Below are 23796 nucleotides of genomic sequence, written 5' to 3'. Positions count from 1 at the left end.
TGCTGGCGGTGTGGCGGGAGGCGGCCGGGAGCGGGGTGGTGGGGGCGGGGGCGGGGGTGCCGCGCGCCGGCTACGCCGGATACACGGATCACGCGGGGAGCACCCCGGACGCCGGGGGCCTCGGGGGCGCGGCGGACGTGGTGGGGCGGGACGCGGCGGTGGCGGCGACGGTGGCCATGGCCCGGGACGCGGCCGAGGGCGGGGCGGACGCGGTGATGGTCTACCCGCTCGCCCAGCTGGCCGGGGACGAGGACGCGGCACTGGAGCTGCACGAGCGGGTGGCGGCCGAGAGCGGGCTGCCGGTGCTGGGCTTCTTTCTGCACGGCGAGGCGGGTGGCTACCCGTATCCGCCGTCGCTGGTGCGCCGGCTGCTGGGCCTGCCGTCGGTGGCGGGGCTCAAACTGGCCACCCTGGACCGGGCGATGGCCTGTCAGGACGCGATCCGGGCGGCCGGGCCGAGCGGGCGGCTGGTGATCACCGGCGAGGACCGCATGTTCGGTCCCTCGCTGATGTGGGGCGCGGACTCGGCGCTGGTGGGCATCGCCGCCGCCCGGGTGGAGCTGACCACCGCGGTGCTCGGCGCCTGGCGGGCGGGCGACCACCCCGCGTTCGTCCGGGCCTCGGCCCGGCTGGACCGGTTCGCGGAGGCCACCTTTCTGGCGCCGATCGAGGGGTACGTCCGGCGGATGCTGTGGGCGGCGGTCTGGGAGGGGCTGCTTCCGGCGGAGGCGGCGTACGACCCGTACGGGCCCCCGGCCGGTCCGGACGAGCGGCGGGCCGTCACCGGATGCCTGGCCGAACTGGCCCGGGAGCCGGACTTCCTGGACTGAGCGGGGTTTCGGGGGTCCGGGGGCTTCGCGGAGCCCCCGGGCTCACCGGGCCGGGACGGGGCCTGTGCCTCCGGCCCCGGGGCGGAGCCCGGGCTCACGGGGCCCGGGCTTCGCGAGGCCCGGGCTCACGGGACCGGGGCGTGGCCCGGGTCCCGGACCCGGGGCGGGGCCGGGGCTCACCGGGCCGGGGCCGGGCCGCCGGCGCCCGGTGCCTGTCGCGAGGTCCGGGTGGACACGCGGTCCGCCCGGACAACAGTCCCTCGCGGGAACCCGACCTCCTCGGAATCCGGACCCCCGGCCCGCCGGTGTGCCCCCCGCCGGGCCCGTCCGGGCACCAGGAAGCCGGCGGGGCGTACCCGGCGGCTCCCGGACTCGTCCTTCGCTGCGTGCTCCGGAGCCTCCGGTGGCGCCGACGCCGCCGACGAGGTGCCCAGCCGGCTCCCGGAGGCCGGTGAACGGCACCCGGCCGGGCCGCGAAGCGGTGTGCCGGTCAGTCCCCGGCCGGTTCGCCGTGACTGCGTACGACTTCCTTGACCTTGGCCACGGCGAAACCCCAGCCCTGTTCCACGGTGGGCTTGGCCGGCACGGCGATCTCCTCGGGATTGGTGAGGACGTCGAGCAGGACCGGGCCCGGGACGCGGAACGCCCGCCGCACGGCGTCCTCCAGCTCCGCGGGGTCCGTCACCCGGATGCCGGTGATACCCATGGCCTGGGCCACAGCGGCGAAGTCGGGGTTGTCGAGCTCGGTGCCGAACTCCGGGAGACCGGCCTGCTCCTGCTCCAGTTTCACCATGCCGAGCCGGCGGTTGTCGAAGACGACCAGCTTGACGGGAAGCCGGTAGGTCTTCAGGGTCATGAGGTCGCCCAGAAGCATGCTCAGACCGCCGTCGCCGCAGAACGCGACCACTTGGCGGTCCCGGTCCAGACACTGGGCGCCCAGCGCCTGGGGCATCGCGTTGGCCATCGAGCCGAGGTTGTAGGAGCCGATCAGCCTCCGCTCGCCGCGCATCTCGACGAACCGCGAGAGCCACACCGTCGCCATGCCCGTGTCGGAGGTGAAGACGGCGTCCTCGGCCGCGACCCGGTCGACGGCCGCCGCCAGCGCTTCGGGACGGATGTCGTGCGTACGGTTGTCCAGGGCGGAGCGGAGCCGGCCCACGATCCCCTTGTCGTGGGCGGGGTCGGCGAGCCGGGCCTGACCGGCGCGCCACGCGTCGAAGCGCTCACGTGCCTTGTCGAGATGGGAGCGGTCGCGGGCGCCGTCTCCCCCGGCGGGCGCCGTGCCGAGATGGCCCAGGAGATCGCGAACGGTGGCGCCGGTGTCGCCCACGAGACCGATGTCGACGGGTACGCGGCGTCCGATGTGGGTCGCCTCGGTGTCCACCTGCACGACGGAGCGGCCCTCGGGATACCACTCGCGGTAGGGGAAGTCGGTGCCGAGCAGCAGCAGGGTGTCGGCGTCCTGGAGGGCCGAGGCCGCCGCCGGGTTGCCGATCAGTCCGGTCTGGCCGACCTGGAAGGGATTGGCGTCGCCCTCGAAACCGGCCTTGGCCTTGAGGGTGAGCACCATGGGTGCGGCCAGCCGGCCTGCGAGGGCGAGCACGTCCGCCCGGGCGGCGCGGGCGCCTTCCCCGACGAGCAGGGTGACCCGTTCGGAGCCGTCCAGGAGTTCGGCGGCGCGCCGGACGGCGGCCTCCTCGGGCCTGCTGACGCCGGCGTCGAGGGAGAGGCGGGTGGGACGGTCGGCGGTGAGTTCCCGCTCACCGATGTCCCCGGGCACCGTGAGGACGGCGACGCCCTTGCGTCCCAGCGCGGTGCGTACGGCCGTCTCCAGCATCTGCGGGAGCTGGTCGGGAGAGGTGACGGTCGCCCGGAAGACGGCCACGTCGCTGAAGAGAGCGTCGTTGTCGACTTCCTGGAAGTAGTCGCTGCTCATCTCCGCGAGCGGCACCTGGCCCGCGATGGCCAGCACGGGGGCGTGGCTCTTGGCCGCGTCGTAGAGCCCGTTGAGCAGATGGACGGAGCCGGGACCGACGGTGCCCATGCAGACGCCGAGGGTGCCGGTGAGCTGCGACTGGGCGCTCGCGGCGAAGGCCGCCGCCTCCTCGTGCCGGCAGCCCACCCAGTCCAGTGTCTCGGTGGTGCGGATGGCGTCGGTCAGAGGGTTGAGCGCGTCTCCCACGACGCCGAAGACCTGGCGTACGCCGAGTTCGTTCAGCGCGTCCACGATGACGCGGGCAACAGTACGGGCCACTTGCGTTTCCTCCAGGTCGTACGGGCGGGTCAGACGGTGAAGCGGTCGGGGTCGGCGGACTTCCAGTCGGCCGCCCAGGAGGCGGGCGGTTCCGCGAGCAACTGCCCCGGCCGGAGCCACTCGTAAAGCTCTTCGTAGGAGCGTTCGGTGACGGGGTCGACGCGCCGGCGGAGCATGTGCGGGCGCAATTGCGCGGGGTCGGTGACCCCCATGGAGGCCATGATCTGGAGGGCGCTGGCCACGGTCGCTTCCTGGAAGCGCCGGACGCGCAGCGTCTTGTCCGCGACGTCGATCGCGCGGGCCCGGCGGGGGTCCTGGGTGGTGACGCCGGTGGGGCAGGTGTTCGTGTGACAGCGCTGGGCCTGGATGCAGCCGACGGCGAACATCATCGCCCGCGCGGCGTTGCCGTAGTCGGCGCCCTGCACCATGCGCTTGACCAGATCAGTGCCGGTGGCGATCTTCCCGCTCGCCCCGATCCTGACGCGATCGCGCAGGCCCGTGCCGACGAGGGCGTTGTGCACGGTGAGCAGGCCCTCGGTGAGCGGGGCGCCGACATGATCGGCGAACTCCAGCGGCGCCGCGCCCGTTCCGCCCTCGGCCCCGTCCACCACGATGAAGTCGGGGGTGGTGCCCTCCTCCAGCATGGCCTTGCACACGGCGAGGAACTGCCGGCGTGAGCCGACGCAGAGCTTGAACCCGGCGGGCTTGCCTCCGGACAGGTCCCGCATCCGGGCGATGAAGCGGACGAGTTCGCGCGGGGTCGAGAAGACCCGGTGATACGGCGGGGAGACGACCGTCCGCCCTTCGGGCACACCCCGGACCCGGGCGATCTCCGCGTTGACCTTGGCACCCGGCAGCACACCGCCGATGCCGGGCTTCGCCCCCTGCGAGAGCTTCAGCGACACGCATTTGACGTGGTCGTGGGCGGCCTTGTCGGCGAACTCGGCCGGATCGAAGTCGCCTTCGCCGGTCCGGCAGCCGAAGTATCCGGTTCCCACCTCCCAGACGAGGTCGCCGCCCGGGCGCAGGTGGTGGTCGGAGAGGCCGCCCTCGCCGGTGTCCTGGGCGAAGCCGCCGGCCGCGGCGCCCCCGTTGAGCGCGAGGACCGCGTTGGCCGACAGGGAGCCGAAGCTCATCGCCGAGACATTCAGCAGCGCCATGTCGTAGGGGCGGTCGCAGTCGGGGCCCCCGATCCGTACCCGGGGAGGCGTCTCGGGTACCGCGCAGGGCGCCATGGACGGCACGAGGAACTCGTGGCCGGCCCGGTACACGTCCCGTTCGGTGCCGAAGGGCTCCTCCGCGTCAGTGCCCTTGGCGCGCTCGTAGACGATGTTGCGCACATCCCGGTCGAAGGGGCGGCCGTCGTAGTTCCGCTCGATGAAGTACTGCTGGAGCTCCGGACGTATCCGCTCCAGGAGGAAACGGGCATGCCCGAGGACGGGATAGTTGCGCAGCACCGAGTGCCGGCGCTGCAGCAGGTCCCACGCGCCGAGCAGACCCAGGAGCGCGAGCGGGACGGCGGCCGACCACCACAGGGACGAGACGTCCGTGCCGGCCACGGCCGCCGTCACGGCGGCACAGAGGATCAGGACGACGATCACCACACGTATCACGCGGGGCGCCTTGCCCGGTGGAGCGTCTCCATGTCGCTCACCTGCCCAAAGAACCTCTAAAGCCTTCGGCCGGGGACCGTGGGACCGCGGTCGTCGGCGCGCGGGCTCGTGCTGTCGTGGAGGCCCGGCGGTGCGTCACCCCACGATCGGACGGCCCGCCTGCTTCGGTGTCATACGCCCGTGGTGCCGTCGACGCGCTCCCGGAGCAGGTCGGCGTGGCCGTTGTGGCGGGCGTACTCCTCGATCATGTGGACGTGGATCCAGCGGAGGCTGACGTCCTGCTCCATGAAACGGCCGGTGTCGGTCAGGGCACGGCCGGCGCAGAGCTCGCGGGCGCGGGCGATCTCCGCGTGCCAGGTGGCGAGGGCATCGTGCAGGGTGGCGCCCCCGGCCAGTCCGAAGCCGCCGTCGGGGGCGGACGGGGCGGCCCGCGGGTCGTGGATGGGCAGGACCTGTTCTCCGGCGAACACCCGGCGGAACCAGTTCCGCTCCACCTCCGCCATGTGCTGGACGAGGCCGGTCAGGGTGAGGCCGGACGGCGGCACGGACGCGACGGCGGCCTGCTCGTCGTCCAGCCCCTCGCACTTCATGGCGAGGGTGGCGCGGTGGAAGTCGAGCCAGCTTTCGAGTGTGGTGTGCTCGTCGGCGTTCAGCGGCGGCAATGGGCGTTCGATGGCGGTCATCGGCGATTGTCGCCGGTGGCCGGAGTCGTCGACCGTGCCGACCCGGCGCGGCCGGTGGCCGGACCCGTCGTCCGCGCCCGCCTCCGCACCCGGCACGGCCCGGCGGGGCTTCGCTTCCGCCCTCCGGGTCTTCCGGGAGGCGGGCTCAGCGGGCCGGGGCGGGCACCGGGAGGGCGAAGAGGCCGGCCGCGTTGCGCCAGAGCACCCGTTCCAGCTCGGGCGCGGTGAATCCGGCGTCCCGGACGACGCCCAGCGAGACGGCGGGGTCGATCAGGGTGGAGTCGGTGCCGAAGAGCAGCCGCTCCACCGGCACTCCGGCCTCCCGGGCGTAGGCGATCCGGCCGGCGTCGGCCACCGTGCGGCAGTGCTCCAGGTACAGCTGGTCGCAGCCGGCCGCCGCGTGGGCCGCCTCCCGCCAGGCGTCGCCGCCGGCGTGCCCCACGATCACCCGCAGCCCCGGCCGGGTCGCCAGCATCCCGGGCAGCAGGGTGACCTCCTGGCCCCAGGTGTGCAGCAGCAGCGGCACCCCGGCCTCCGCCACCACGTCGAACGCCTCGTCCATCGCCCGGGAGCCGGGCAGTTGCCCCGGATAGCTGGTGTGGATCTTGGCGCCGACGAACCGGCCGGTCTCCAGGCAGCGGCGCAGATCGGCGGCGCTCTCCTCGGGGCGGTTGGGGTTGACCACGGCGTACCCGTACAGCCGGGGCCGGGTGGCGAGGGCGGCGCGCAGGGCCGCGTTGCCCGCCACCGCGTCGTACACCACCGCCTCGGCGGCGGAGACCAGCTGGAGGTCGATGCCGTACCGGTCCATCAGCCGGAGGTTGGTGTCGGCGTCCCCGCTGGAGAGGTGGAACTGCCAGCGGCCGACATGGGCGTGGACGTCGATGACGGTCATCGGGCGAGCAGCTCCTCGACGTTCTTGGTGGCGATGGCGGCCCGGTCGTCGTCGGTGATGTCCGCGTACCGCAGCCGCAGGGTCGCCGGGGAGAGGTCCATGAAGGGGGTGCGGGAGCCGAACACCAGGTGCCGGGGGCCCAGGGTGTCCACCACCCGCTCCAGCGAGTCGGGCCCGGAGAGCATCCGGGTGCTCGCCCGGAAGCCGGGTTCGGAGCGGGCCAGCAGCAGGAAGTCGGCCAGCGCGTAGGCGTGCAGGTCCAGGAAGACCACCTCGGCGCCGCGCCCGGTGAGCCCGGGACCGAAGCGGCGCGGGTCGCCGTCGTGGAGGAGCACCAGGCCGTGGGCGAGGGCGAGCTCCACCACGTGCCGGTAGCCGGGGAAGGCCGGGTCGGCGTCCTGCTCCGCGGTGAACAGCCGCAGGAACCGCACCCCCGCCGCCACCAGTTCACCGATCCGGTCCTCGGCGGCCAGCGCGTCCCGCACGTCGGCGGTGCCCACCGGGAGCAGCTCGGGGCAGTCCGCCAGGTCGCGGAGGGTCTCGGCGTTGCCGGCCGCGTCGTCGTAGAGCGCGCCCCGGGTGGAGAGGGCCAGCGCCCCGGCGACCGGTGAGGCGGCGAGCCGGGCCCGCACCTCGGGGAGCGTGGTGTCCCGGTGGTGCCTGGGCCAGGGACCGTAGAGCACGTCCACGTCCCAGCCGACGTACTCGGCGGGGGTGACCCGCAGCCAGGGACGGCGATCGGCCTCACGGGTGTCGTCGGTGCCCTTGGCGCCATGAGTGCCATCGGTGCGATCGGTCCCACGGGTGCCGTCGGGGCCATCGGGGTCGTGAGGCTGGCTCATCCGGCGGCCACCTCGCGCAGCGCGGCGGCCACCCGGTCGGTGTCGGCCTCGTCGTACCCCTCGTTCCAGGGCAGGGCGAGCAGCGTGTGGTCGATGAGCCGTTCCGCCTCCGGACAGAGCCCCCGGGGGTGGCCGGGCAGGGCGGGGTTGGCGTACAGCGGGCGCTCCAGATAGCCGGGGAGGGCCGGGATCCCGCGCTCGGCCAGCGCCCGGGCCCAGCGGGCGTTGTCGTCCACCAGCAGCGGCACCATCCACCAGGCGTGCCCGGCCCGGCGGCGGGGCGGCACCGGGCGGCGGCCGGGTCCGGTGAGGCCGTCGAGCGCGGCGCACAGCCGGCCGGCGCTCGCCCGGCGGGCGGCCAGCACCCCGGGGAGCTTGGTGAGCTGCGCCCCGGCCACGGCGGCGGTCAGCTCGGGCATCCGGTAGTTGAGGCCCGGCACCCGGTGGATCCGGCCCTCGCTGCGGTCCCAGCCCTTGTCCATGAAGAGCCGCATCGCCCGGGCGAGCGCCGGGTCGTCGGTGAGGGCGAGGCCGCCGTCGCCCGCCGTGATGTGCTTGTACTGCTGGAGGCTGAGGCAGGCGATGTCGCCCACCGTGCCGAGCAGCCGGCCCTTCTCGTCCTCCCCCAGCCACGCCTGGGCGCAGTCCTCGATCAGCAGCGCCCCGTGCCGGTCGCAGAGTTCACGCAGCCGGGTGACATCGGCGGCGGCGCCGAAGAGATGGACGGCGATCACCGCCTTGGTCCTGGGCGTGATGGCGGCGGCCACCGCCTCCGGGTCCAGGTTGCCGTCCTCGGGCCGTACGTCCGCGAAGACCACCCGGCCGCCCTGGGCGAGGACCGGCGCGACGGTGCCGAAGTCCGAGACCGGGGTGGTGACCACCTCGTCGCCGGGCCCGACCCCGGCGGCGGCGACGGCCAGATGGAGGGCCGCCGTGCCGGAGCTGCACGCCACCGCGTCGGCGCGGCCGTAGAGTTCCGCCGTCCGCCGTTCCAGGGTGCGGGCCTCCTGGCCGAAGGAGCTGCACAGCACGGCGGAGTCCAGCACCCGCAGCACCGCCTCGCGCTCCTCGGGGCCGAGGGTGCGGCCACGGGGTTCGAGAACGGTGGGCAGTGGCAATTCCCGTTGCGCCATCGGGGCACTATCCTCTCGGCAGGCGGACGACTTATGGCCTGGGCCGAAAGTAGAGGCCCGGTCACCGGGCGTCAATCAGCACACCCCCGAGGGGACTTCGGCGCCGCGCTCCGGCCGGTGTCCCCCGGGTCGCGGCCCCCGCGCCGCCCCCGGTGCCCCGGCACCCCCGAGGGGACCGCCCCGTCCACCCCGACCACCCTCACCACACGGACGGCACGGACAGAGACGATGGCACAGCGGAACGGAGAGCGGCCGATGGCGCCGACGGTCGGCGTGATCGGCCCCCATGACCTGGTGGACCGGGTGGTGGCGCTGGGCGCCCGGACGGCCGGGACCCCTCGGCTGCTGGCCCTGCCGTACGCCCATGAGACGGAGACGGCCGAGGCGGTGGCGCGCGGCCGGTCGGTGGCGGACGCGCTGCTCTTCACCGGGGTGGTGCCGTACGAGCTGGCCTCCGCCGCCGGGGTGCTCGACCGGCCGGCGATGTACGTCCCGTACAGCGGGGCCACCCTGCTGCGCGCGCTGGTGGAGCTGCTGCGGCTGGGGCACGACGTGTCGCGGCTCTCCATCGACACCCTGCGCCGGGAGGAGGTCGTGGAGACGCTGACCGAGGCCAAGCTGCCGACCGAGCACGTCCGGGTGCTGCCGTACGCCGACGGGCTCACCTCGCGGGAGCTGGTGGAGTTCCACCGCGACGCCCGGGACCGCGCGGGTGCCCGGGTCGCGCTGACCTGCCTGGGTTCGGCCTTCCGGGTGCTGGAGCAGGAGACCCACGCGGTGCGGCTGGCCCCGTCCCGCCACTCGGTGCTGGCCACGCTGCGGGCGCTGGTGCTGGCCACCGCCGGCCGGGACAGCGGGGACGCCCAACTGGCGCTCGGCGTGCTGGAGCTGCCGGACCGGCCGGACCTGCCGGACGTGGGGGGTACGGGCGGCGGGCTGGGCGCGCTCGGTGTGCTGGGCGGCAGCCTGGCGGAGCTGCCGGACGGGCGCCGCCTGGTGGTCACCACCCGGGGCGTACTGGAGTCGGTGACCGGGCGGTTCACCCGGTTGCCGTTCCTGGAGGCGCTGGGCGCCCGGTACGGCACCGCCCATCTGGGCTTCGGGCTCGCCAGGACGGCCGCCGAGGCGGAGTCGCTCGCCCGCCGGGCCGTCGGCCGGGCCCGGACGGTCGGCCCGGTGGCCGGAGTGGTGTCGCTCGGCCATGACGTGGACCTGGTGATCGACCCGGCCGCCCCCGGCCCCGGGCACCCGGGCGCGGGCGGACGGGCCGGCGACGACCCGGCGCTGCTGGCCCGGCGGGTCGGCGTCCGGGCGGCCACCCTGGAACGAATACGCGAGCTGGCCGACCGGCACTCCGCCGACGGCCTCACCGCTCAACTGGTCGCCGAGCACCTGTCCGTGCAGCAGCGCACCGCCCGCTCCCTCCTGAAGCGGATGGAACGGGCCGGGGTCGCGGTGCCGTCCGGCAGCCGCCAGGAGGCGGGCAGGAGCGGCCGGCCGCCCATCGTCTACCGCGTCCGGCTGTAGGCCCGGGAACACACGGGCGCCCAGGACGGGCGGCGGCCGTACCGGGGTGGCCAAGGAAGCCCGCCACGCCCGCCGAGCGCTCCCCGCGCGCCACCCGCGTCGCGCACCTCGCGCGGGCCGGAGCGGCCAGTGGCACACCGCACGCACCGGAACAGTCCGAACAGCCGGGAACACACCGAGGAGCCGACACCGTGCAGATCGCCTCGTTCCACACCCGTACCGTCCGCGCCCGCTACCGCCGTCCGTTCGCCATCAGCAGCGGCACCAGCGCCGAGCTGGTCACCCTGCTGGTGGAGGTCCGCACCACCGACGGGGCCTCCGGCTTCGGCGAGGCGTCCCCCATGACCGCGTACACCGGGGAGACCCTCGACGGACTGGCCGCCGCGCTGACCGGATACGCCGCTCCCGCGCTGATCGGCCGGGACCCGCGTGATCTGGCCGGCGCGCACGCGGCCATGGACGCCGCCATCCGGGGCCAGCACCTGGCCAAGGCGGCGCTGGACATGGCCCTGCACGACCTGGCGGCCCGCGCCGCCGGCTGGCCGCTGCGGCTGCTGCTCGGCGGCGCGGTGACCGACCGGGTGCCGACGACCTGGGTGGTCGGCCTGGGCACGCCCGCGGAGATGGCCGAGGAGGCCGCCCGGTACGCGCGTCTCGGCTTCCGGCACCTCAAGCTCAAGGGCGGCGAGGACCCGCCGGCCGATGTGGCGCTGGTGCGGACCGTGCGCGCCGGGCTGCCGGACGGGGTCGAACTCTCGCTGGACGCCAATGAGGGGTACGCCCCCGCGACGGCCGCCCGGACCGTGGACGCGCTCGCGGACGCCGGGCTCGATCTGCTCGAACAGCCGCTCCCCCGCTGGGACCTGGCCGGGCTCGCCGCGCTCCGGGCCCGTGGCCGGGTGCGGGTGATGGCCGACGAGTCCCTGCAATCGGTGCACGACGCACTGGAGTTGGTGCGCCGGGACGCCGTGGACGTGCTGAACATCAAGGTGCTGAAGGTGGGCGGCCTTCACCGGGCGCGGCAGATCGCGGCGATCGCGGAGACGGCAGGACTGGCCGTCAAGATCGGCTCCATGCCCGAGCTGGGTGTGGCGACCCTGGCCGCCGCGCAGCTGTCGGCCGCGCTGCCGTGCGCCACCGTACCGGCCGATCTGGTGGGCCCGCTGCTGGTGGACGAGGAGCCGCTGGCCCCCGGGCCGTTCGCGGACACCCTGGCGACCGGCGAGGTGGAGCTGCCGGAACTGCCGGGCATCGGCCATGAGTTGACGGCGCTGGACGACCCGGTCTCTGTGGGCTGACGGGCTCCGGCGGCCCGGGGGCCCCGGAAACCACCTTGCCCAAGGTCCCGAGTGGCCTCGGCCCAAGGTCCCGAGTGGCCTCGGGCCATGGCCCCGGGTGGCCTCGGACCGTGGCCCCGGAAGCCGCCTCGGCCGTGGCCCCGGAAGCCGCCTCGGCCGTGGCCCCGGGCGCCGACCGTGCCCGGGGCCCCGAGAGCCGCCCCGGTGTTTCCGAACGGCCTCGGCCCCGGGGCCCGGACGGCCCGGGGCCGAGGCCACGGCCGGACGCGGCCGTCAGCGGCTGCCGTCCTCGGCGGGCGGGCCCTTGGGGTCGATGCCGGTGTAGGCGGTGTCGTCCTTGCTGCCGCTCGGGCGCCCGGAGCGGCCGCGCCGCCCGGTGTCCCGCATGCCGGCCGACTTCTCCGGCCGGTCCTCGCCGCTCTTGGTGCCGCTCTCCAGCGGCGTGCCGCGCAGTGACTCCTCCTTCTCCCGCTCCGACGCCGACCTGCGGGACGCCTTCTTCTCGCCCGCGTAGGTCTCGGTGTGGAACGAGCGGTGCCCGCTCGGATTGTCCTGCTGCTTCTGGTCGTCGATGTCCGGCGACCAGCCGTGCTGCTGCTTGCCCTGGTGCCGGGTCGGCCCCTCGCCGTGCTCGGGGTGGCCCTTCTCCTTCGCCATGGTGCGGCCTTCCGTGTGCTGCGGAACCCGGGTGCGGGCTCCGGAATGTCGGGGGTGCCGGGGATTCGCCGGGGGCCCGGATGCCCGGCCGCCGGGTCAGCAGATGCGGGGCAACTGCTCGCCCAGCGGCAGGTCCACGACCCGGGTGCCGCCCAGCCGGGTCGCCGAGACGACCATGCCCGGGTGTTCCTCGGTGCAGGTGCCGATGAGCACCGCCTCCTTGCCGTCGGGGTGCGCCCGCATCGCCTCCAGCACGGCGTCCGCGTGCTCCGCCGGTACGAACGCCACGAGCTTGCCCTCGTTGGCGACATACAGCGGGTCGAGGCCGAGGAAGGCGCAGGCGTTGGCGACCGTCTCCGGTACCGGCAGGGCGTGTTCCGCGAGCCGTACGCCCACGCCGGAGGCGGCCGCGATCTCGTTGAGCGAGGTGGCCAGACCGCCCCGGGTCGGGTCGCGGAGTGCGTGGATCTCCGGGCAGGCCGCCAGCATCGCCGCGACCAGACCGGCGAGCGGCGCGGTGTCGCTCTCGATCTCCACGCCGAACTCCAGCCCCTCGCGCACCGACATGATGGCCACGCCGTGCGCGCCGATCGGCCCGCTGACGAGCACCGCGTCACCGGGGGCGGCCCGGCGCGGTCCGATGTCCACGCCCTCGGGGATCAGCCCGACGCCCGCGGTGTTGACGAAGATCCCGTCGCCGTGGCCCGCGTCCACCACCTTGGTGTCGCCGGTCGCCACCACCACGTCCGCCGCCCGCGCCGCCGCGCCCATCGCCTCGGCCACCCGCCCGACGAGCGAGAGTTCGACGCCCTCCTCCAGGATGAACCCGCAGGAGAGATAGGCCGGCCGGGCGCCGGACATGGCCAGGTCGTTGACGGTGCCGTTGACCGCGAGGTCCCCGATGGAGCCGCCGGGGAAGAACAGCGGCCGGACCACATAGGAGTCGGTGGAGAAGGCGAGCCGGGCGCCGCCCAGCCGGAACGCCGCCGAGTCCCCCAGGTCGTCGAGGACCTCGTTGCGGAAGGCGGGGGCGAAGAGGTGCTCCACCAGCTCGGCGGAGAGCGCCCCGCCGCCGCCGTGGCCCATGATGATCTTGTCGTGGTCGCGCAGCGGGGCCGGACAGGTCCACCCCGAGAAGTCCGGAGCGGCGCCCGAAGCGGGCCCGGGGGCGGGAGCCGGACCGGCGGCCGGAGCCGAACCGCCGGCGGAGGCCGCACCGGGGGCCGCTGCCGTGTCGGTGGTGTCAGTCAACGGAGTTCACCTCCCGGGTGTTCCGGGCGGGCGCCGTGGTGCCCGCGCGGCGCGCACCGTTGCGGTGGCCGGTCCCACTGCCACCGGCTCCACCGCCACTGGACCCACCGCCGGATCCGTTCGCGGCGCGCGGGGGTTGCGCGGCCGCGGCCGGGGCCGTCCGGGGTGCGTCCAGCCGCCGGTAGAGGTAGTAGGCGGCACAGGCGCCCTCGCTGGAGACCATGGTGGCGCCGAGCGGGTTGCGCGGGGTGCAGGTCGTGCCGAAGGCGGCGCACTCGTGCGGCTTGATCAGTCCCTGGAGCACCTCGCCGCTGCGGCAGACGGTGGACTCCACGGTGTCGATGTCCCGTACCGAGAAGCGGTATTCGGCGTCGTAGTCACGGTACTTGGGCGACAGCCGCCAGCCGCTGGCCGGGATCATCCCGATGCCCCGCCAGGACCGGTCGGTGACCTCGAAGACGTCCGCCAGCATGGCGCGCGCCGCCGGACTGCCGTCGCTCTGCACGGCACGCGGGTAGGCGTTCTCCACCCGGTGTTCGCCCGCCTCCAGTTGGCGGACGGTGCGCCGGATGCCCTCCAGGATGTCCAGCGGTTCGAAGCCGGTGACCACGATGGGCACCCGGTGGCGCTCGGCCAGTTCCGGATACTCCGCGGTGCCCATCACCGTGCACACATGGCCGGCCGCGAGGAACGCCTGCACCCGGCAGTCGGGCGAGTTCATGATGGCGTCGATCGCCGGGGGCACCCGGACGTGCGAGACCAGCAGGCTGAAGTTCTCGATGCCGAGCTTTCTGGCCTGGTAGACGGTCATGGCGTTGGGCGGGGCGGTGGTCTCGAAGCCGATGCCGAAGAACACCACCTCGCGGCCGGGGTTCTCCCGGGCGATCCTCAGCGCGTCGAGCGGCGAGTAGACCACCCGGATGTCCCCGCCGTCGCTCTTGACCTGGAAGAGGTCCCGGCCGCTGCCCGGCACCCGGAGCATGTCCCCGAAGGAGCAGAAGATGACGTCCGGCCGGGCGGCGATCTCCAGTGCCTTGTCGATGATCTCCAGCGGGGTGACACAGACCGGACAGCCGGGTCCGTGGATCATCTCCACGCCCTCGGGCAGCAGTTGGTCGATGCCGTGGCGGATGATCGAGTGGGTCTGTCCGCCGCAGACCTCCATCATGGCCCAGGACCGGGTGGTGTGGGCCCGGATGTCGTCGAAGAGCCGCTCCGCGAGCACCGGATCACTGAATTCGTCGAGGTACTTCATCGTCCCGCCTCCTTCGCCGGGCCGCCCCCGGGCACGTCCCCTCCCCCGCCGCCCCCGACCGCCGTGCCGCCCGGGCGGTCGGCTCCCGCCTCGCGGGCCGCCCGGCCCCAGGCGTCACCGAACTCCTCCTCCAGCACGCCCAGGTTCTCGAAGAGGTCCAGGGTCTGCCGGGCCGACTCCTCGTCCAGCCGCTGGAGCGCGAAGCCGACATGCACGATCGCGTAGTCCCCGACCTCCATGTCGGGCACGTATTCGAGGCAGACGTCCTTGACCACTCCGCCGAAGTCCACGCGGGCCATGCGGGTGCCGTCGCGTTCCTCGATGTCCAGGACTCTGCCGGGCACTGCGAGACACATGGCTCCTCCTCAGTCCCCGTCCGGGCGGGGCGTGTTCGCCCGCCGGGCGGCGATCATCAGCTGGCCGAGCGCCAGTCCGCCGTCGTTGGGCGGCACCCGGCGGTGGCGCAGGACGGTGAACCCGTCCGCCTCCAGCGCGGTGACACACCCCTCGGTGAGCAGGGTGTTGCAGAACACCCCGCCGGTCAGGGCGACCGTCCCCACGCCCGTACGACTCCGCGCCGCGTCGCACACGTCCCGGACCAGGCCCACCACCGCGCGGTGGAATCGCCGCGCCAGTACGCCCGCCGAAGCGCCGTCCCGGAGGTCCCGTACGGCGGCGGCGAACACCGGCGCCGGGTCGGCCAGCAGCGGCCCACCGGTCCCGGCCGAACCACCGGCCGCACCGGACCCACCGGGCTCCCGCACGGCGAAGGCATAGGCCCCGTCGGCGCCGTCCGGGGCACCGGGCCCGGCCAGTGCCGCGTTCTCCAGCTCCATCGCCGCCTGCGCCTCGTACTCGACCCGGTGGCAGATCCCGGCCAGCGAGGAGACCGCGTCGAAGAGCCGGCCCATGCTGGAGGTCGGAACGCAGTTCAGGTTCCGCTCCAACTGGGTCGCCAGCAGCTTCAGTTCCCCCGGCGAGGCGACCGACGCCGGCGCCAGCTCGGGGGACCAGTCGAGCCCCGCTGCCCGGAGGTGGGCGAGGGCCATCCGGTACGGGTTGCGCACCGCCGCGTCGCCGCCGGGCAGCGGGACGTACCGCAGATGGGCGAACCGCCGGTAGCCGTCGTAGTCCGCGAGCAGGAACTCCCCGCCCCACACCGCCCCGTCGTCGCCGTAGCCGGTTCCGTCGAAGGCCACCCCGATGACCGGCGACGAGCCGTCGTGACCGTGCTCGGCCAGGGTGGAGGCCACATGGGCGTGGTGGTGCTGGACCGGGTGCAGCGGCAGCCCGGCGGCCTCGGCGGCGCGCTCGGCCCAGCGGGTGGAGCGGTAGCCGGGGTGCCGGTCGGCGGCGATCGACCGGGGCCGTACACCGGTCAGTTCACGCAGGTGCCCGACGGCCCGCTCGAAGGCGGCGAGGGTCGCCAGGTCGTCCATGTCGCCGATGTGCGCCGAGAGCCAGGCGTACCGGTCCTCGGCCAGGCCGAAGGTGTTCTTGAGGTCGCCGCCCACCGCGAGCACCGGCTCCACCGGCAGCGGCAGGGCGACCGGGAAGGGGGCGTAGCCACGGGAGCGCCGTACCGGCAGTTCCGCCCCGGCGCAGATCCGCACCACCGAGTCGTCACAGGGCACCTGGATCGGCCGGTCGTGCAGCAGCCAGGCGTCCGCGAGGCCGTCGAGCCGGGCCAGCGCCTCGTCCTCCCCGGTCACGATCGGCTCGCCCGCCAGGTTGCCGCTGGTCAGCACCAGGGCCTCGGGCCCGGGCGGGTCGCCGGGCAGCCCCAGGAGCAGCCGGTGCAGCGGGGTGTAGGGCAGCATGATCCCCAGGTCGGGGCTGCCCGGGGCCACCGCGTCCGCCACGGCGCCGGCGCCCTCCCCGGGTCGGCGGCGCAGCAGCACCACGGGCTTGCGCGAGCCGGTGAGCAGTTCCCGCTCGGCCGGGCCCACCCGGGCGAGCCGCTCGGCCACGGCGAGCGAGCCGGCCAGCACGGCGAACGGCTTGTCGCCCCGGTTCTTCCGCTTGCGGAGCGTCCGTACGGCCACCGGGTCGGCCGCGTCGCAGGCCAGGTGGTAGCCGCCGACGCCCTTCACCGCCACCACCGCCCCCTCGGCCAGCAGCCGCCGGGCCCCGGCCAGCGCCGCCGCGTCCCGGAGCGGTTCGGCCGCCCCGGCCGCGCCCGCCGCCCGTACCAGGGTGAGCCGGGGGCCGCAGCCGGGGCAGGCGATGGGCTGGGCGTGGAAGCGGCGGTCGGCGGGGTCCGCGTACTCCCGGGCACACGCCGGGCACATCGGGAAGCCGCTCATGGTGGTCCTCGGCCGGTCGTAGGGCAGCCCGGTCACGAGGGTGAAGCGCGGCCCGCAGTGGGTGCAGGTGGCGAACGGGTGCCGGTACCGCCGGTCGGCCGGGTCCGCGATCTCCCGCAGACAGTCGGCGCACACCGCCACATCGGGCGAGACCAGGGTGCGGCCGGGCCCGCCGCCGCCCGAGGGCCGGATGGTGAAACCGGTGCCGCCGCGCACCGGCACCTCCCGCCAGCCGACGAACTCCACCACGGCCGGCGGCGGGGCCTCCTCGGTGAGGGCGGTACGGAACCGGGCCACCGCCCCGGCCGGTCCCTCCACCTCCGCCTCGACCCCGTTCACGTCGTTGATCACCCAGCCGGTGAGCCCCAGCCGGTCGGCCAGCGTGTAGACGAAGGGCCGGAAGCCGACGCCCTGGACGACACCCCGGACCTCCACCCGGCACCGCCGCCGGGCACCGGGGTCGCCGCGCGGGGCCGCCGCCGCACCGCTCATGGCGCCCCGGCCCCCTGCCGGGCGGGCGCGTGCCGGTGGCCACGGCCGTGACCGTCACCGCCACCGTGGTCGTGACCATGACCGTGGTCATGGCCGGCGTCGGCGTCGTCCTCGTGGCGGTGGTGGAGCAGTGGTTCGTGCCGCGCCGCCAGGGCGGGCCGGTGCACCGGCCGGTCGCCCGAGCGGCAGCGCAGGATCAGTTCCAGCAGCTCCGCCGTCCCCTCGCCGGTGCGTGCCGAGGTCTCCAGGACCGGAACACCCGGGTTGACCTGCCGGACGTTGCGCAGAAAGGCCGCCCGGTCGAACTCCACCGCCTCCGCGATGTCCGTCTTGGTGATCACCACGGCATTGGCGAGACCGAAGGCGGTCGGATACTTCAGCGGCTTGTCCTCGCCCTCGGTGACCGAGGCCAGCACCACCCGGAGCGTCTCCCCCAGGTCGTAGGAGGCCGGGCAGACCAGATTGCCGACGTTCTCCACGAAGAGCACGGCGGTCTCCTCCGGCAGCCAGCCGTCCAGATGGCGGCCGAGCATCCCGGCCTCCAGATGGCAGAGCCCGTCGGTGAGGATCTGCCGCACCGGGGCGCCGGACCGGGCGAGCCGGGTGGCGTCGTTCTCGGTGGCGAGGTCGGCGGTGACGGCGGCCGCGGGCAGGCCGTCGGCCGCGCACCGGGCCAGCAGGTGTTCGAGCAGCGCCGTCTTGCCGCTGCCGGGGCTGGACAGCAGATTGACCGAGGCGGTGCCCCGGGCGGCGAGCCGCTCGCGCAGCGCGACGGCCCGCTCGTCGTTCTTCGCCAGCACGGCCTGGTGCAGGTCAACGGTGCGGCACATGATTCGCCTCCCGGATCGGGTCCCCCGGCTCCCGCGCGCCGTCCGCCGCCCCGGCGGCCACCGCCGGTCCGGCGAGTTCCACGCACGCGATCTCCAGTTCACGGCCGGCCAGTACCTCGCGGGCCGTGCCGCACGGTTCGCACCACAGCAGCGGTGGCAGTCCGGTGGGTTCCGTACGCCCGCAGGCCGGACAGCGCCCGAGGCCCCGCACGGTCTCGATCTCCAGCCGTGCCCCGGCCAGCCGGGTGGACTCGGTGGCGATGTCGAACGCGAACCGCAGGGCGTCCGGCACCACCCCGGCGAGTTCCCCGATCCGCAGGGTTACTCCCGTGACGCGGCCGGTCCCGTCGTCCGCTCCGGACCTCTCCCGCCTGTCCAGGGCCTCCTCGATCCGCGCCACCGCCTCCACCGCGATCGACAGCTCATGCACGGTCCGGCCCTCCCCCCGGTATCCGCCGGGGCCCCGTGGCGCCCCGGTCACCGACTGGCCGGGGCGGGGCGGCCGGACTACCGTGAGGTGCGCATACCGTACGTACGGCACAGATCGCCCGTACGGCACGTGTCGCGCGTGCCGGAGGCGGCGCCGAGCCCGGGTCCTGGTGAACCGTGTGAGCCACGAGAACGAACGACGCGCCCTGCTGGCCCCCGTGGTGCTGCTGCTGCTCGCCGAGCGGCCCGGCCACGGGTACGAGCTGGTACAGCGGCTCCGGGAGTTCGGCTGGCCGGGCGCCGACTCGGCGCATGTCTACCGGCTGCTGAGGTCCATGGAGGAGTGCGGGGCCATCGCCTCCCGCTGGCGCGCGACCGGCACGGGCCCGGCCCGGCGCGAGTACCGGCTCACCCCGGAGGGGGACGCCGAGCTGGCCCTCTGGTCGGCCCGGCTGGGCGAGCTGCACGACACCCTCCATGTCTTCCTGAAGCGGTACCGGGCGGTCGATCCGGCGGCCCCGCTGGCCCACCCGCCGGGCGGCCCTCACCACTAGCTCCACTGGTTCCACCTCCCGTGCCTCCCTCTCCTGTGGAGTCCCGTCGAGGCCCCGTTCCGTTCTGTCCCGTCCCGTCCCGTCACATGCTGCGCATGCGCAGATAGCGCCGTATGTCGGGGAGCGCCCGTACGCCCGCGTAGAGCGCGGCCAGGGCGGCCGCCGCCGCCATCCAGGTGCGGACCATGCCCGCCTCCTTCATCGATTCCGTCGTTCTCTTCAACTCCGTCGGTCCAGTACGTGCCGTCAGTCCATTCGACTCCGTCCGGCCGGTTCGGTGGTCCGGACACCGCACCCGGTCGTCAGCCGGGTGACGAGCTCCATCGCCCGGGGCACCGCCGCCGCCACCGGCGGGGAGAGCCCGATGGCCTCGTCCGTGTCCCGGGGCTCGCAGCCGACCACATGGACCTCGGCCGGGGCCGCCGCGCCGAGCGAGCGGTGCAGGCCCCGGATCAGCCGCAGCACCGCCGCCGGGTCCAGGGCGTGCGCGTCCACCGCAGGGCCGGCCGGGCCCGCCGGGGAGTCGGGGGCCTCCCCCGTGACCTCCTCGGTGGCGTCCAGCACGCACAGGGTGCCCGGCTCGGCTCCCCGGGCCAGGGCGTCCACCAGCACCAGATGGCGGTAGCCCTCCAGCAGCCGGTAGGCGAGGTGGACGCCCCGGATGCCCACGTCCATGTATTCAATGGCCCCGACGTCCCCCATGGCACCGACGCCCGCCGGGGCCGGGAGCCGGGCCAGCCGCTGCACCGTCTCGACGCCGAAGCCGTCGTCGCCCAGGAAGATGTTGCCGACCCCGGCCACCAGGGTGCGGCCCGGCAGGTCGGACACTGCGCGATCACGGGGAGTCGTCATCGTGCCTCCGCTCGTCCAGCGGGACCACCTCGTCCGGCCGGAAGTACAGAAAGCGGCCCTGGACCCGGCGCACGTCGGAGCCCGGGTCGCCGTCCACCACCACCGCCAGATGGATCTCGCCGTCCAGATCCCGGAGCACCGTCTCCACCGTGGCCGCCCGGCCGGCCAGGAAGAGGTCCTGGGCGTCCGAGCGGCGCAGCCCCGGCCGCAGGCGCACCCGGCTCCCGGCGCCGACCTCCCGGCCGTCCACCACCACCGACTCCGGGGTGTCGGCCGCCTCCGGGTCCCGCTGCGGGTCCCACCAGGGGTGGCCGGAGCCGCCGGGCAGGGTGAGTCCGGCCGGGCGGCGGCCTCCGGCCGAGGGGTCCCGGTCACCGCCCGACTCCCCGGTGCCACCGGTGAACTCCCGGATGGCGCCGTGCAGCCGTTCCGCCAGCTCCTGGGGCAGCCCGTCCACCAGGTCGATCACCTCGGCCGCGCGCGGGTCGGTGCCGCGTGCCTCGCGCTTCTCCCGCTCGGTGAGGGCCGCCGTGCGCAGCGAGAGTATCTCGTCGATCTCGGTGGCGTCGTAGAGCGGTCCGGGGCTCTCGGCCGCCAGCTCGGCGTGGTCCTCCAGGATGATCGGGGAGGAGAGCAGCACGTCCGACCGGCCGGCGGGCCCGGCCAGCACCGGCCAGGCACCCTCGCTGCGGCACTCCCGGGCGAGCGGCGCGGCCCACTCGGGCGGATCGGTCATCGACAGGAACCGCCCGCCCGGCGCGGCCAGCAGCAGATGGGTGCCGAGCATGCAGCACGGCAGGGCGTCCGCCCGGCCGGCGGCCCGCTCGTCGTCGCTCGGCCCCGGGCCGCTCCCCGGGTCCCCGGCCGCGGCCCCGTCACCGGTCGCGACCGGGGACGACGGATGCTCGTCCCCCGGTTCGGGGGTCGTGTTGCGGACCTCCACCGTCAGCCTGGCCACCCCGTACGGGCCCGGCAGCGGCTCCAGCACCGGCCGGACCTCGCCGGTGAGCCGGGCGGTCCGCCGCACCAGCCGGCCGACCACCCGGTGGCCGTCCGGCCCGGTGACCGGCTCGTACGCGGTGCCGCCGCTCAGCTCGAACCGCACGGTGTGCCGGTGGGCCTCGGGTCCGGCCAGCGCGGCGGGCGGGACATGCAGGGTGACCCGCTCCTCGGCGGCCTCGTCCCAGGGGACCAGCACCCGGTCCGGCAGCTCCAGCTCGGGGACGGCCGTATGGGTACCGGCATGGCCGCCACCGGGTCCGTCCGCGTCGGCGCGCTCGACGGTACGCCGCCGCACCCGCAGGAACCGCAGCTCGATCTCCAGCCGCTCGGCGCCGCGCGGCTCCAGCAGGCACACGGTGCGCTGGACGGTCCGCTCACCGAGCGCGGCGGCCCGGCCGGGCGGGGCCAGCACGCCGAACTGCCAGCGCAGTTGGTTCTTCCGCGCCGACGCCCGGTACGGGTAGAGCACATAGCCCTCGAAGAGCACCGCGTCGGCCACCGCCCGCGCCCGCGCGAACACGTCCGCCACGTCCGCCGCGTCCGGCACATTCGCCGCGTCCGCCGCGTTCGCCGCGTCCCCGGTGGCGCCCGGGGCCACGGGTGTCTCCGTCCGTCCCGCCTTCGGCGTCCGTTCCGTCATGACAACCACCCCTCCCCCGCTCCCCGGGAATCCCCCACCTCTCGCAGCAGGGTCGCGAAGGTGTCCTCCCAGGACGGCAGGGCACGGGCGGACCGGAAGCGGCGCAGTTCCTCAAGGCAGTCCGAACGCAGCCTCAGCCAGGCCGAGTTGGGGAAGCAGTCGGCCATCATCCGCTGCCACACCGCCACCGGCATCCGGTAACCGGTCTCGGTGTGCCAGGGGATCGGCTCGGCGTGGAAACCCCGGGGTCCGGAGAACACCGTCCCCGAGAAGAGCAGCAGCAGCGGGATCTCGCCGCCGGAGAGGGCACGGAAATAGCTGGCGGAGGCCACCTCGGTGTCGTACGTGCAGGGCACCGGCAGGTCGATCTCGGTGACCCCGTCGAAGCCGGGCACCACCGTGGCGGCATGGGCGAACTGCACCGGTTTCAGGGTGGTTCCCCAGCGCTCGGGGGTGCCGAACAGATCGCCCAGCCGCTCCTGTTCCTCGGGTGCGTAGCGCCGCTGGTGCGGCTCGATCCGGATCTGGCAGCGCAGCACGACGGCGTGCACCGGCTGGTGGTCGGCCTCCTCGACCCGCAGCCCGAACAGCAGCGTCGGCCCGGCCCCGTACGGTTCGGGACGCGCGCCGGTACAGGCGAAGTGGAGGTCCGTCATGCGCCGCCCTCCCCGTCCGCCCCGTCCGCCCGCCGGGTGGCCAGGGGCTCCAGGGCCCGTGCCCGGTCTTGGACCTGGCCGAAGAAGTCCGCCAGGTCGGACCGGGCCTCGGCGCCGCCGTCGAAGCCCTGCCAGTGCAGCCGCATCCGTCCGACCAGCTCGTAGCAGACGTCCACCGGCACCAGATGGCAGGAGGTCGGCTCGCCGCGCTCGCAGTGCAGCAGCAGCGCCTCCACGTCCGGCTCCAGCAACGCGGCCAGCCGGGTGCGGCCGAGCAGCGCGTCCCACAGACCGGGGTCCAGCTCGCTCTCGGTGGCCCCGACCGGGCTCGGGTAGAAGACGGCGTACCGGTCGAGCGCCGCGTTGCGGAAGAGGAAGGCCAGGCCCACCGGGATCTGGAGCGCGGTCCAATCACCCTCGGTGAAGGCGAAGTCCGGGTCGTGGAGGTACCGGTCGGGCACCGCCAGGAACCGGCCGCCGCCCGCGCCCGGCCGGGTGAAGAGCAGATGGCAGCCGGTGCAGGCGCACTTCAGGCTGCGCCTGCCGGTGTCCACCAGGTGCCGGTGGCCGGCCGGGGTGAGGGGCGCGGCGCACAGTTCGCACCGTTCGTCCTTCGGCGCGGGCCGCTCGGTGAACCTCCGGAGCCCGGCCGGGACGGTCGTCGCCGGGCCCCCGCCGGGACCCGGACGCCCGCCCTGGACGGTCATGGCCGGGCCCCCGCCGGGACCCGGGCCCGGGGCAGGGCGACCCGTACCACGTGGTCCTTCTCCAGCAGCGGCACCGGCTCCAGATGGGCCGGCGCCCCCGGGTCTCCGTGGCCGCCGGCCACCCCCCGCCCGGCGTGCCGGACGTCGTACGCGGCCGGGCAGCCGGGGCAGCGCAGCAGGGCCGTACCGTCGGCCTGCTCCAGCCGGCCCGCGCCGAGCCGGGCGCCGCAGGCGGGACAGTGGTCCCGGTAGGCGTAGAGGCCGCCCGGCAACCGGATCAGCAGCACCGGCACCCCGGCCACATCGCGTAGCGCCGTCTCCCCGTCCCGTACCGGCGCGGGCGCGGCCAGCTCGTGCCACTCGGCCTCCTCCTCGGTGGCTCCCGTGACTGCCGTGGCTCCCGCGTCCCCGGGGCCGCCGGCCGTCACCGGGTGGCCCTCGCCCGGCGGCCCGGACATGATCTGGAGCAACTGCGGCTCCCGGTCCGGCGAGGGCCCCTGCTCCGGTACGCCGTCCACCTCGACGGTCGCGATCTCGGGAGCCAGCCGGGCGACGGCCTCCTCGATGGTCCAGCGCACGGTCTGCGCGGAGGACGGACAGCCGTCACAACTCCCGCGCAGCGCCAGCGAGAGCGTCTCGCCCTCCAGGCCCGTGATGTCCACGTCCCCGGCGTGCGAGCCCAGATAGGGCCGCACCTCGTCCAGTGCCCGGCGCACCCGGGTCAGGGTGTCGTCGGGGTGCAGATCGTGCAGCACCAGCAGCCCGCCGACCAGTTCGTCGTCGGCGAGCACCCGCACCGGATCGGCCTCCCGGGGAGCGTCGCCGAGGAGCCGTACGGCCCGCTCGATGCCGGCGCCGTAGAAGTCGACCAGTGAGCGCACCAGTTCCTCGGCGGTGTCCCGCGCCTCCGCTCCGGCGGCCTCGTCGAGCGCGCCGAGCAGTTCCGCCACATGTTCCCCGATCCGCTGCTCCCTGGACTGTGCCGCCATGGGTCACCGGCCTCTCACCGCTGTCCGCCGCCGTCTCACCGGCCGTCTCGTCACCGTCGGATTCCGCCACCGTCACGGCCGGCGTTCCGTGGCTGTACCGC

23 protein-coding genes are annotated in these 23796 nt (G+C 74.9%); 4 read left to right on the top strand and 19 right to left on the bottom strand.

Annotated features, from left to right (window positions below):
* On the top strand, window positions 1–830 hold an 830-nt coding region (locus tag NX801_RS28610), incomplete at its 5' end, for a dihydrodipicolinate synthase family protein (RefSeq protein ID WP_258790851.1).
* Between the two features lie 490 nt (window positions 831–1320).
* On the opposite strand, the gene NX801_RS28605 is transcribed toward NX801_RS28610, so the two are convergent.
* The 6 genes from NX801_RS28605 to NX801_RS28580 all read right to left on the bottom strand — a co-directional run bounded on the left by NX801_RS28605 (window position 1321) and on the right by NX801_RS28580 (window position 8250).
* The gene (locus NX801_RS28605; protein ID WP_258790850.1) at window positions 1321–3084 is read right to left on the bottom strand and encodes a thiamine pyrophosphate-dependent enzyme; all 1764 of its coding nucleotides are present in this window, start codon (window positions 3082–3084) and stop codon (window positions 1321–1323) included.
* Window positions 3085–3113: 29 nt separating this feature from the next.
* The gene (locus tag NX801_RS28600) at window positions 3114–4697 is read right to left on the bottom strand and encodes an FMN-binding glutamate synthase family protein (protein WP_258790849.1); all 1584 of its coding nucleotides are present in this window, start codon (window positions 4695–4697) and stop codon (window positions 3114–3116) included.
* Between the two features lie 170 nt (window positions 4698–4867).
* Window positions 4868–5380 (bottom strand): DinB family protein, encoded by a 513-nt coding sequence (locus tag NX801_RS28595; protein ID WP_258790848.1) that lies wholly within the window; start codon window positions 5378–5380, stop codon window positions 4868–4870.
* Window positions 5381–5525: 145 nt separating this feature from the next.
* Window positions 5526–6275, bottom strand: coding sequence for an amidohydrolase family protein (locus NX801_RS28590; protein WP_258790847.1), 750 nt, complete (start codon window positions 6273–6275; stop codon window positions 5526–5528).
* Window positions 6272–7117, bottom strand: a complete 846-nt coding sequence (locus tag NX801_RS28585; RefSeq protein ID WP_258790846.1) for a hypothetical protein — start codon at window positions 7115–7117, stop codon at window positions 6272–6274. Before NX801_RS28585 ends, NX801_RS28590 begins: the two co-directional genes overlap by 4 nt.
* Entirely contained in the window at window positions 7114–8250 is a 1137-nt protein-coding gene (locus NX801_RS28580) for a DegT/DnrJ/EryC1/StrS family aminotransferase (RefSeq protein ID WP_258790845.1), read from the bottom strand. The genes NX801_RS28585 and NX801_RS28580 overlap by 4 nt, the downstream gene beginning before the upstream one ends.
* A 255-nt stretch (window positions 8251–8505) precedes the next feature.
* Here NX801_RS28580 and NX801_RS28575 point away from each other — a divergent pair, with 255 nt between their 5' ends.
* Entirely contained in the window at window positions 8506–9777 is a 1272-nt protein-coding gene (locus NX801_RS28575) for a hypothetical protein (protein ID WP_258790844.1), read from the top strand.
* 191 nt (window positions 9778–9968) lie between these two features.
* Window positions 9969–11075 (top strand): mandelate racemase/muconate lactonizing enzyme family protein, encoded by a 1107-nt coding sequence (locus NX801_RS28570; protein ID WP_258790843.1) that lies wholly within the window; start codon window positions 9969–9971, stop codon window positions 11073–11075.
* Between the two features lie 273 nt (window positions 11076–11348).
* Here NX801_RS28570 and NX801_RS28565 read toward each other — a convergent pair whose 3' ends face one another.
* The 7 genes from NX801_RS28565 to NX801_RS28535 all read right to left on the bottom strand — a co-directional run bounded on the left by NX801_RS28565 (window position 11349) and on the right by NX801_RS28535 (window position 18296).
* Entirely contained in the window at window positions 11349–11732 is a 384-nt protein-coding gene (locus NX801_RS28565) for a hypothetical protein (protein WP_258790842.1), read from the bottom strand.
* A 96-nt stretch (window positions 11733–11828) separates the two neighbouring features.
* Entirely contained in the window at window positions 11829–12818 is a 990-nt protein-coding gene (hypE, locus tag NX801_RS28560; protein ID WP_309505924.1) for a hydrogenase expression/formation protein HypE, read from the bottom strand.
* Between the two features lie 157 nt (window positions 12819–12975).
* Window positions 12976–14238 carry a hydrogenase formation protein HypD gene (gene hypD / locus NX801_RS28555; RefSeq protein WP_258790841.1) on the bottom strand — a complete coding sequence of 421 codons (1263 nt, stop codon included), beginning with the start codon at window positions 14236–14238 and terminating at the stop codon, window positions 12976–12978.
* Window positions 14235–14594: a HypC/HybG/HupF family hydrogenase formation chaperone gene (locus NX801_RS28550; RefSeq protein ID WP_258790840.1), complete on the bottom strand. Its 360-nt coding sequence runs from the start codon at window positions 14592–14594 to the stop codon at window positions 14235–14237. Before NX801_RS28550 ends, hypD begins: the two co-directional genes overlap by 4 nt.
* A gap of 9 nt (window positions 14595–14603) precedes the next feature.
* On the bottom strand, window positions 14604–17036 hold the full coding sequence (gene hypF / locus NX801_RS28545) for a carbamoyltransferase HypF (protein WP_258790839.1): 2433 nt from the start codon (window positions 17034–17036) through the stop codon (window positions 14604–14606).
* Entirely contained in the window at window positions 17033–17866 is an 834-nt protein-coding gene (hypB, locus tag NX801_RS28540) for a hydrogenase nickel incorporation protein HypB (RefSeq protein WP_258790838.1), read from the bottom strand. Before hypB ends, hypF begins: the two co-directional genes overlap by 4 nt.
* Window positions 17850–18296 carry a hydrogenase maturation nickel metallochaperone HypA/HybF gene (locus tag NX801_RS28535; RefSeq protein ID WP_258790837.1) on the bottom strand — a complete coding sequence of 149 codons (447 nt, stop codon included), beginning with the start codon at window positions 18294–18296 and terminating at the stop codon, window positions 17850–17852. The genes hypB and NX801_RS28535 overlap by 17 nt, the downstream gene beginning before the upstream one ends.
* Window positions 18297–18474: 178 nt before the next feature.
* Here NX801_RS28535 and NX801_RS28530 point away from each other — a divergent pair, with 178 nt between their 5' ends.
* Complete coding sequence (locus NX801_RS28530) at window positions 18475–18849, top strand: helix-turn-helix transcriptional regulator (RefSeq protein ID WP_258790836.1); 375 nt, start codon at window positions 18475–18477, stop codon at window positions 18847–18849.
* Between the two features lie 82 nt (window positions 18850–18931).
* Here the strand turns inward: NX801_RS28530 and NX801_RS31080 are convergent, their stop codons facing one another.
* From NX801_RS31080 to NX801_RS28505, 6 genes are read right to left on the bottom strand one after another with little or no spacing between them, the layout of a single operon-like run.
* On the bottom strand, window positions 18932–19036 hold the full coding sequence (locus tag NX801_RS31080) for a DUF6893 family small protein (RefSeq protein WP_428986261.1): 105 nt from the start codon (window positions 19034–19036) through the stop codon (window positions 18932–18934).
* A gap of 59 nt (window positions 19037–19095) precedes the next feature.
* Window positions 19096–19701 (bottom strand): hydrogenase maturation protease, encoded by a 606-nt coding sequence (locus tag NX801_RS28525; protein ID WP_258790835.1) that lies wholly within the window; start codon window positions 19699–19701, stop codon window positions 19096–19098.
* Entirely contained in the window at window positions 19685–21343 is a 1659-nt protein-coding gene (locus NX801_RS28520; protein ID WP_258790834.1) for a hypothetical protein, read from the bottom strand. The genes NX801_RS28525 and NX801_RS28520 overlap by 17 nt, the downstream gene beginning before the upstream one ends.
* Window positions 21340–21999 carry a DUF6084 family protein gene (locus NX801_RS28515; protein ID WP_258790833.1) on the bottom strand — a complete coding sequence of 220 codons (660 nt, stop codon included), beginning with the start codon at window positions 21997–21999 and terminating at the stop codon, window positions 21340–21342. The genes NX801_RS28520 and NX801_RS28515 overlap by 4 nt, the downstream gene beginning before the upstream one ends.
* Window positions 21996–22706 (bottom strand): DUF5947 family protein, encoded by a 711-nt coding sequence (locus NX801_RS28510; RefSeq protein ID WP_258790832.1) that lies wholly within the window; start codon window positions 22704–22706, stop codon window positions 21996–21998. The genes NX801_RS28515 and NX801_RS28510 overlap by 4 nt, the downstream gene beginning before the upstream one ends.
* The gene (locus NX801_RS28505; RefSeq protein ID WP_258790831.1) at window positions 22703–23695 is read right to left on the bottom strand and encodes a NifU family protein; all 993 of its coding nucleotides are present in this window, start codon (window positions 23693–23695) and stop codon (window positions 22703–22705) included. The genes NX801_RS28510 and NX801_RS28505 overlap by 4 nt, the downstream gene beginning before the upstream one ends.
* Window positions 23696–23796 lie beyond the last annotated feature (101 nt).

Source organism: Streptomyces pyxinae, from assembly GCF_024756275.1.
GTDB lineage: Bacteria > Actinomycetota > Actinomycetes > Streptomycetales > Streptomycetaceae > Streptomyces > Streptomyces pyxinae.
This window is presented reverse-complemented; position numbering and strand designations above follow the sequence as displayed.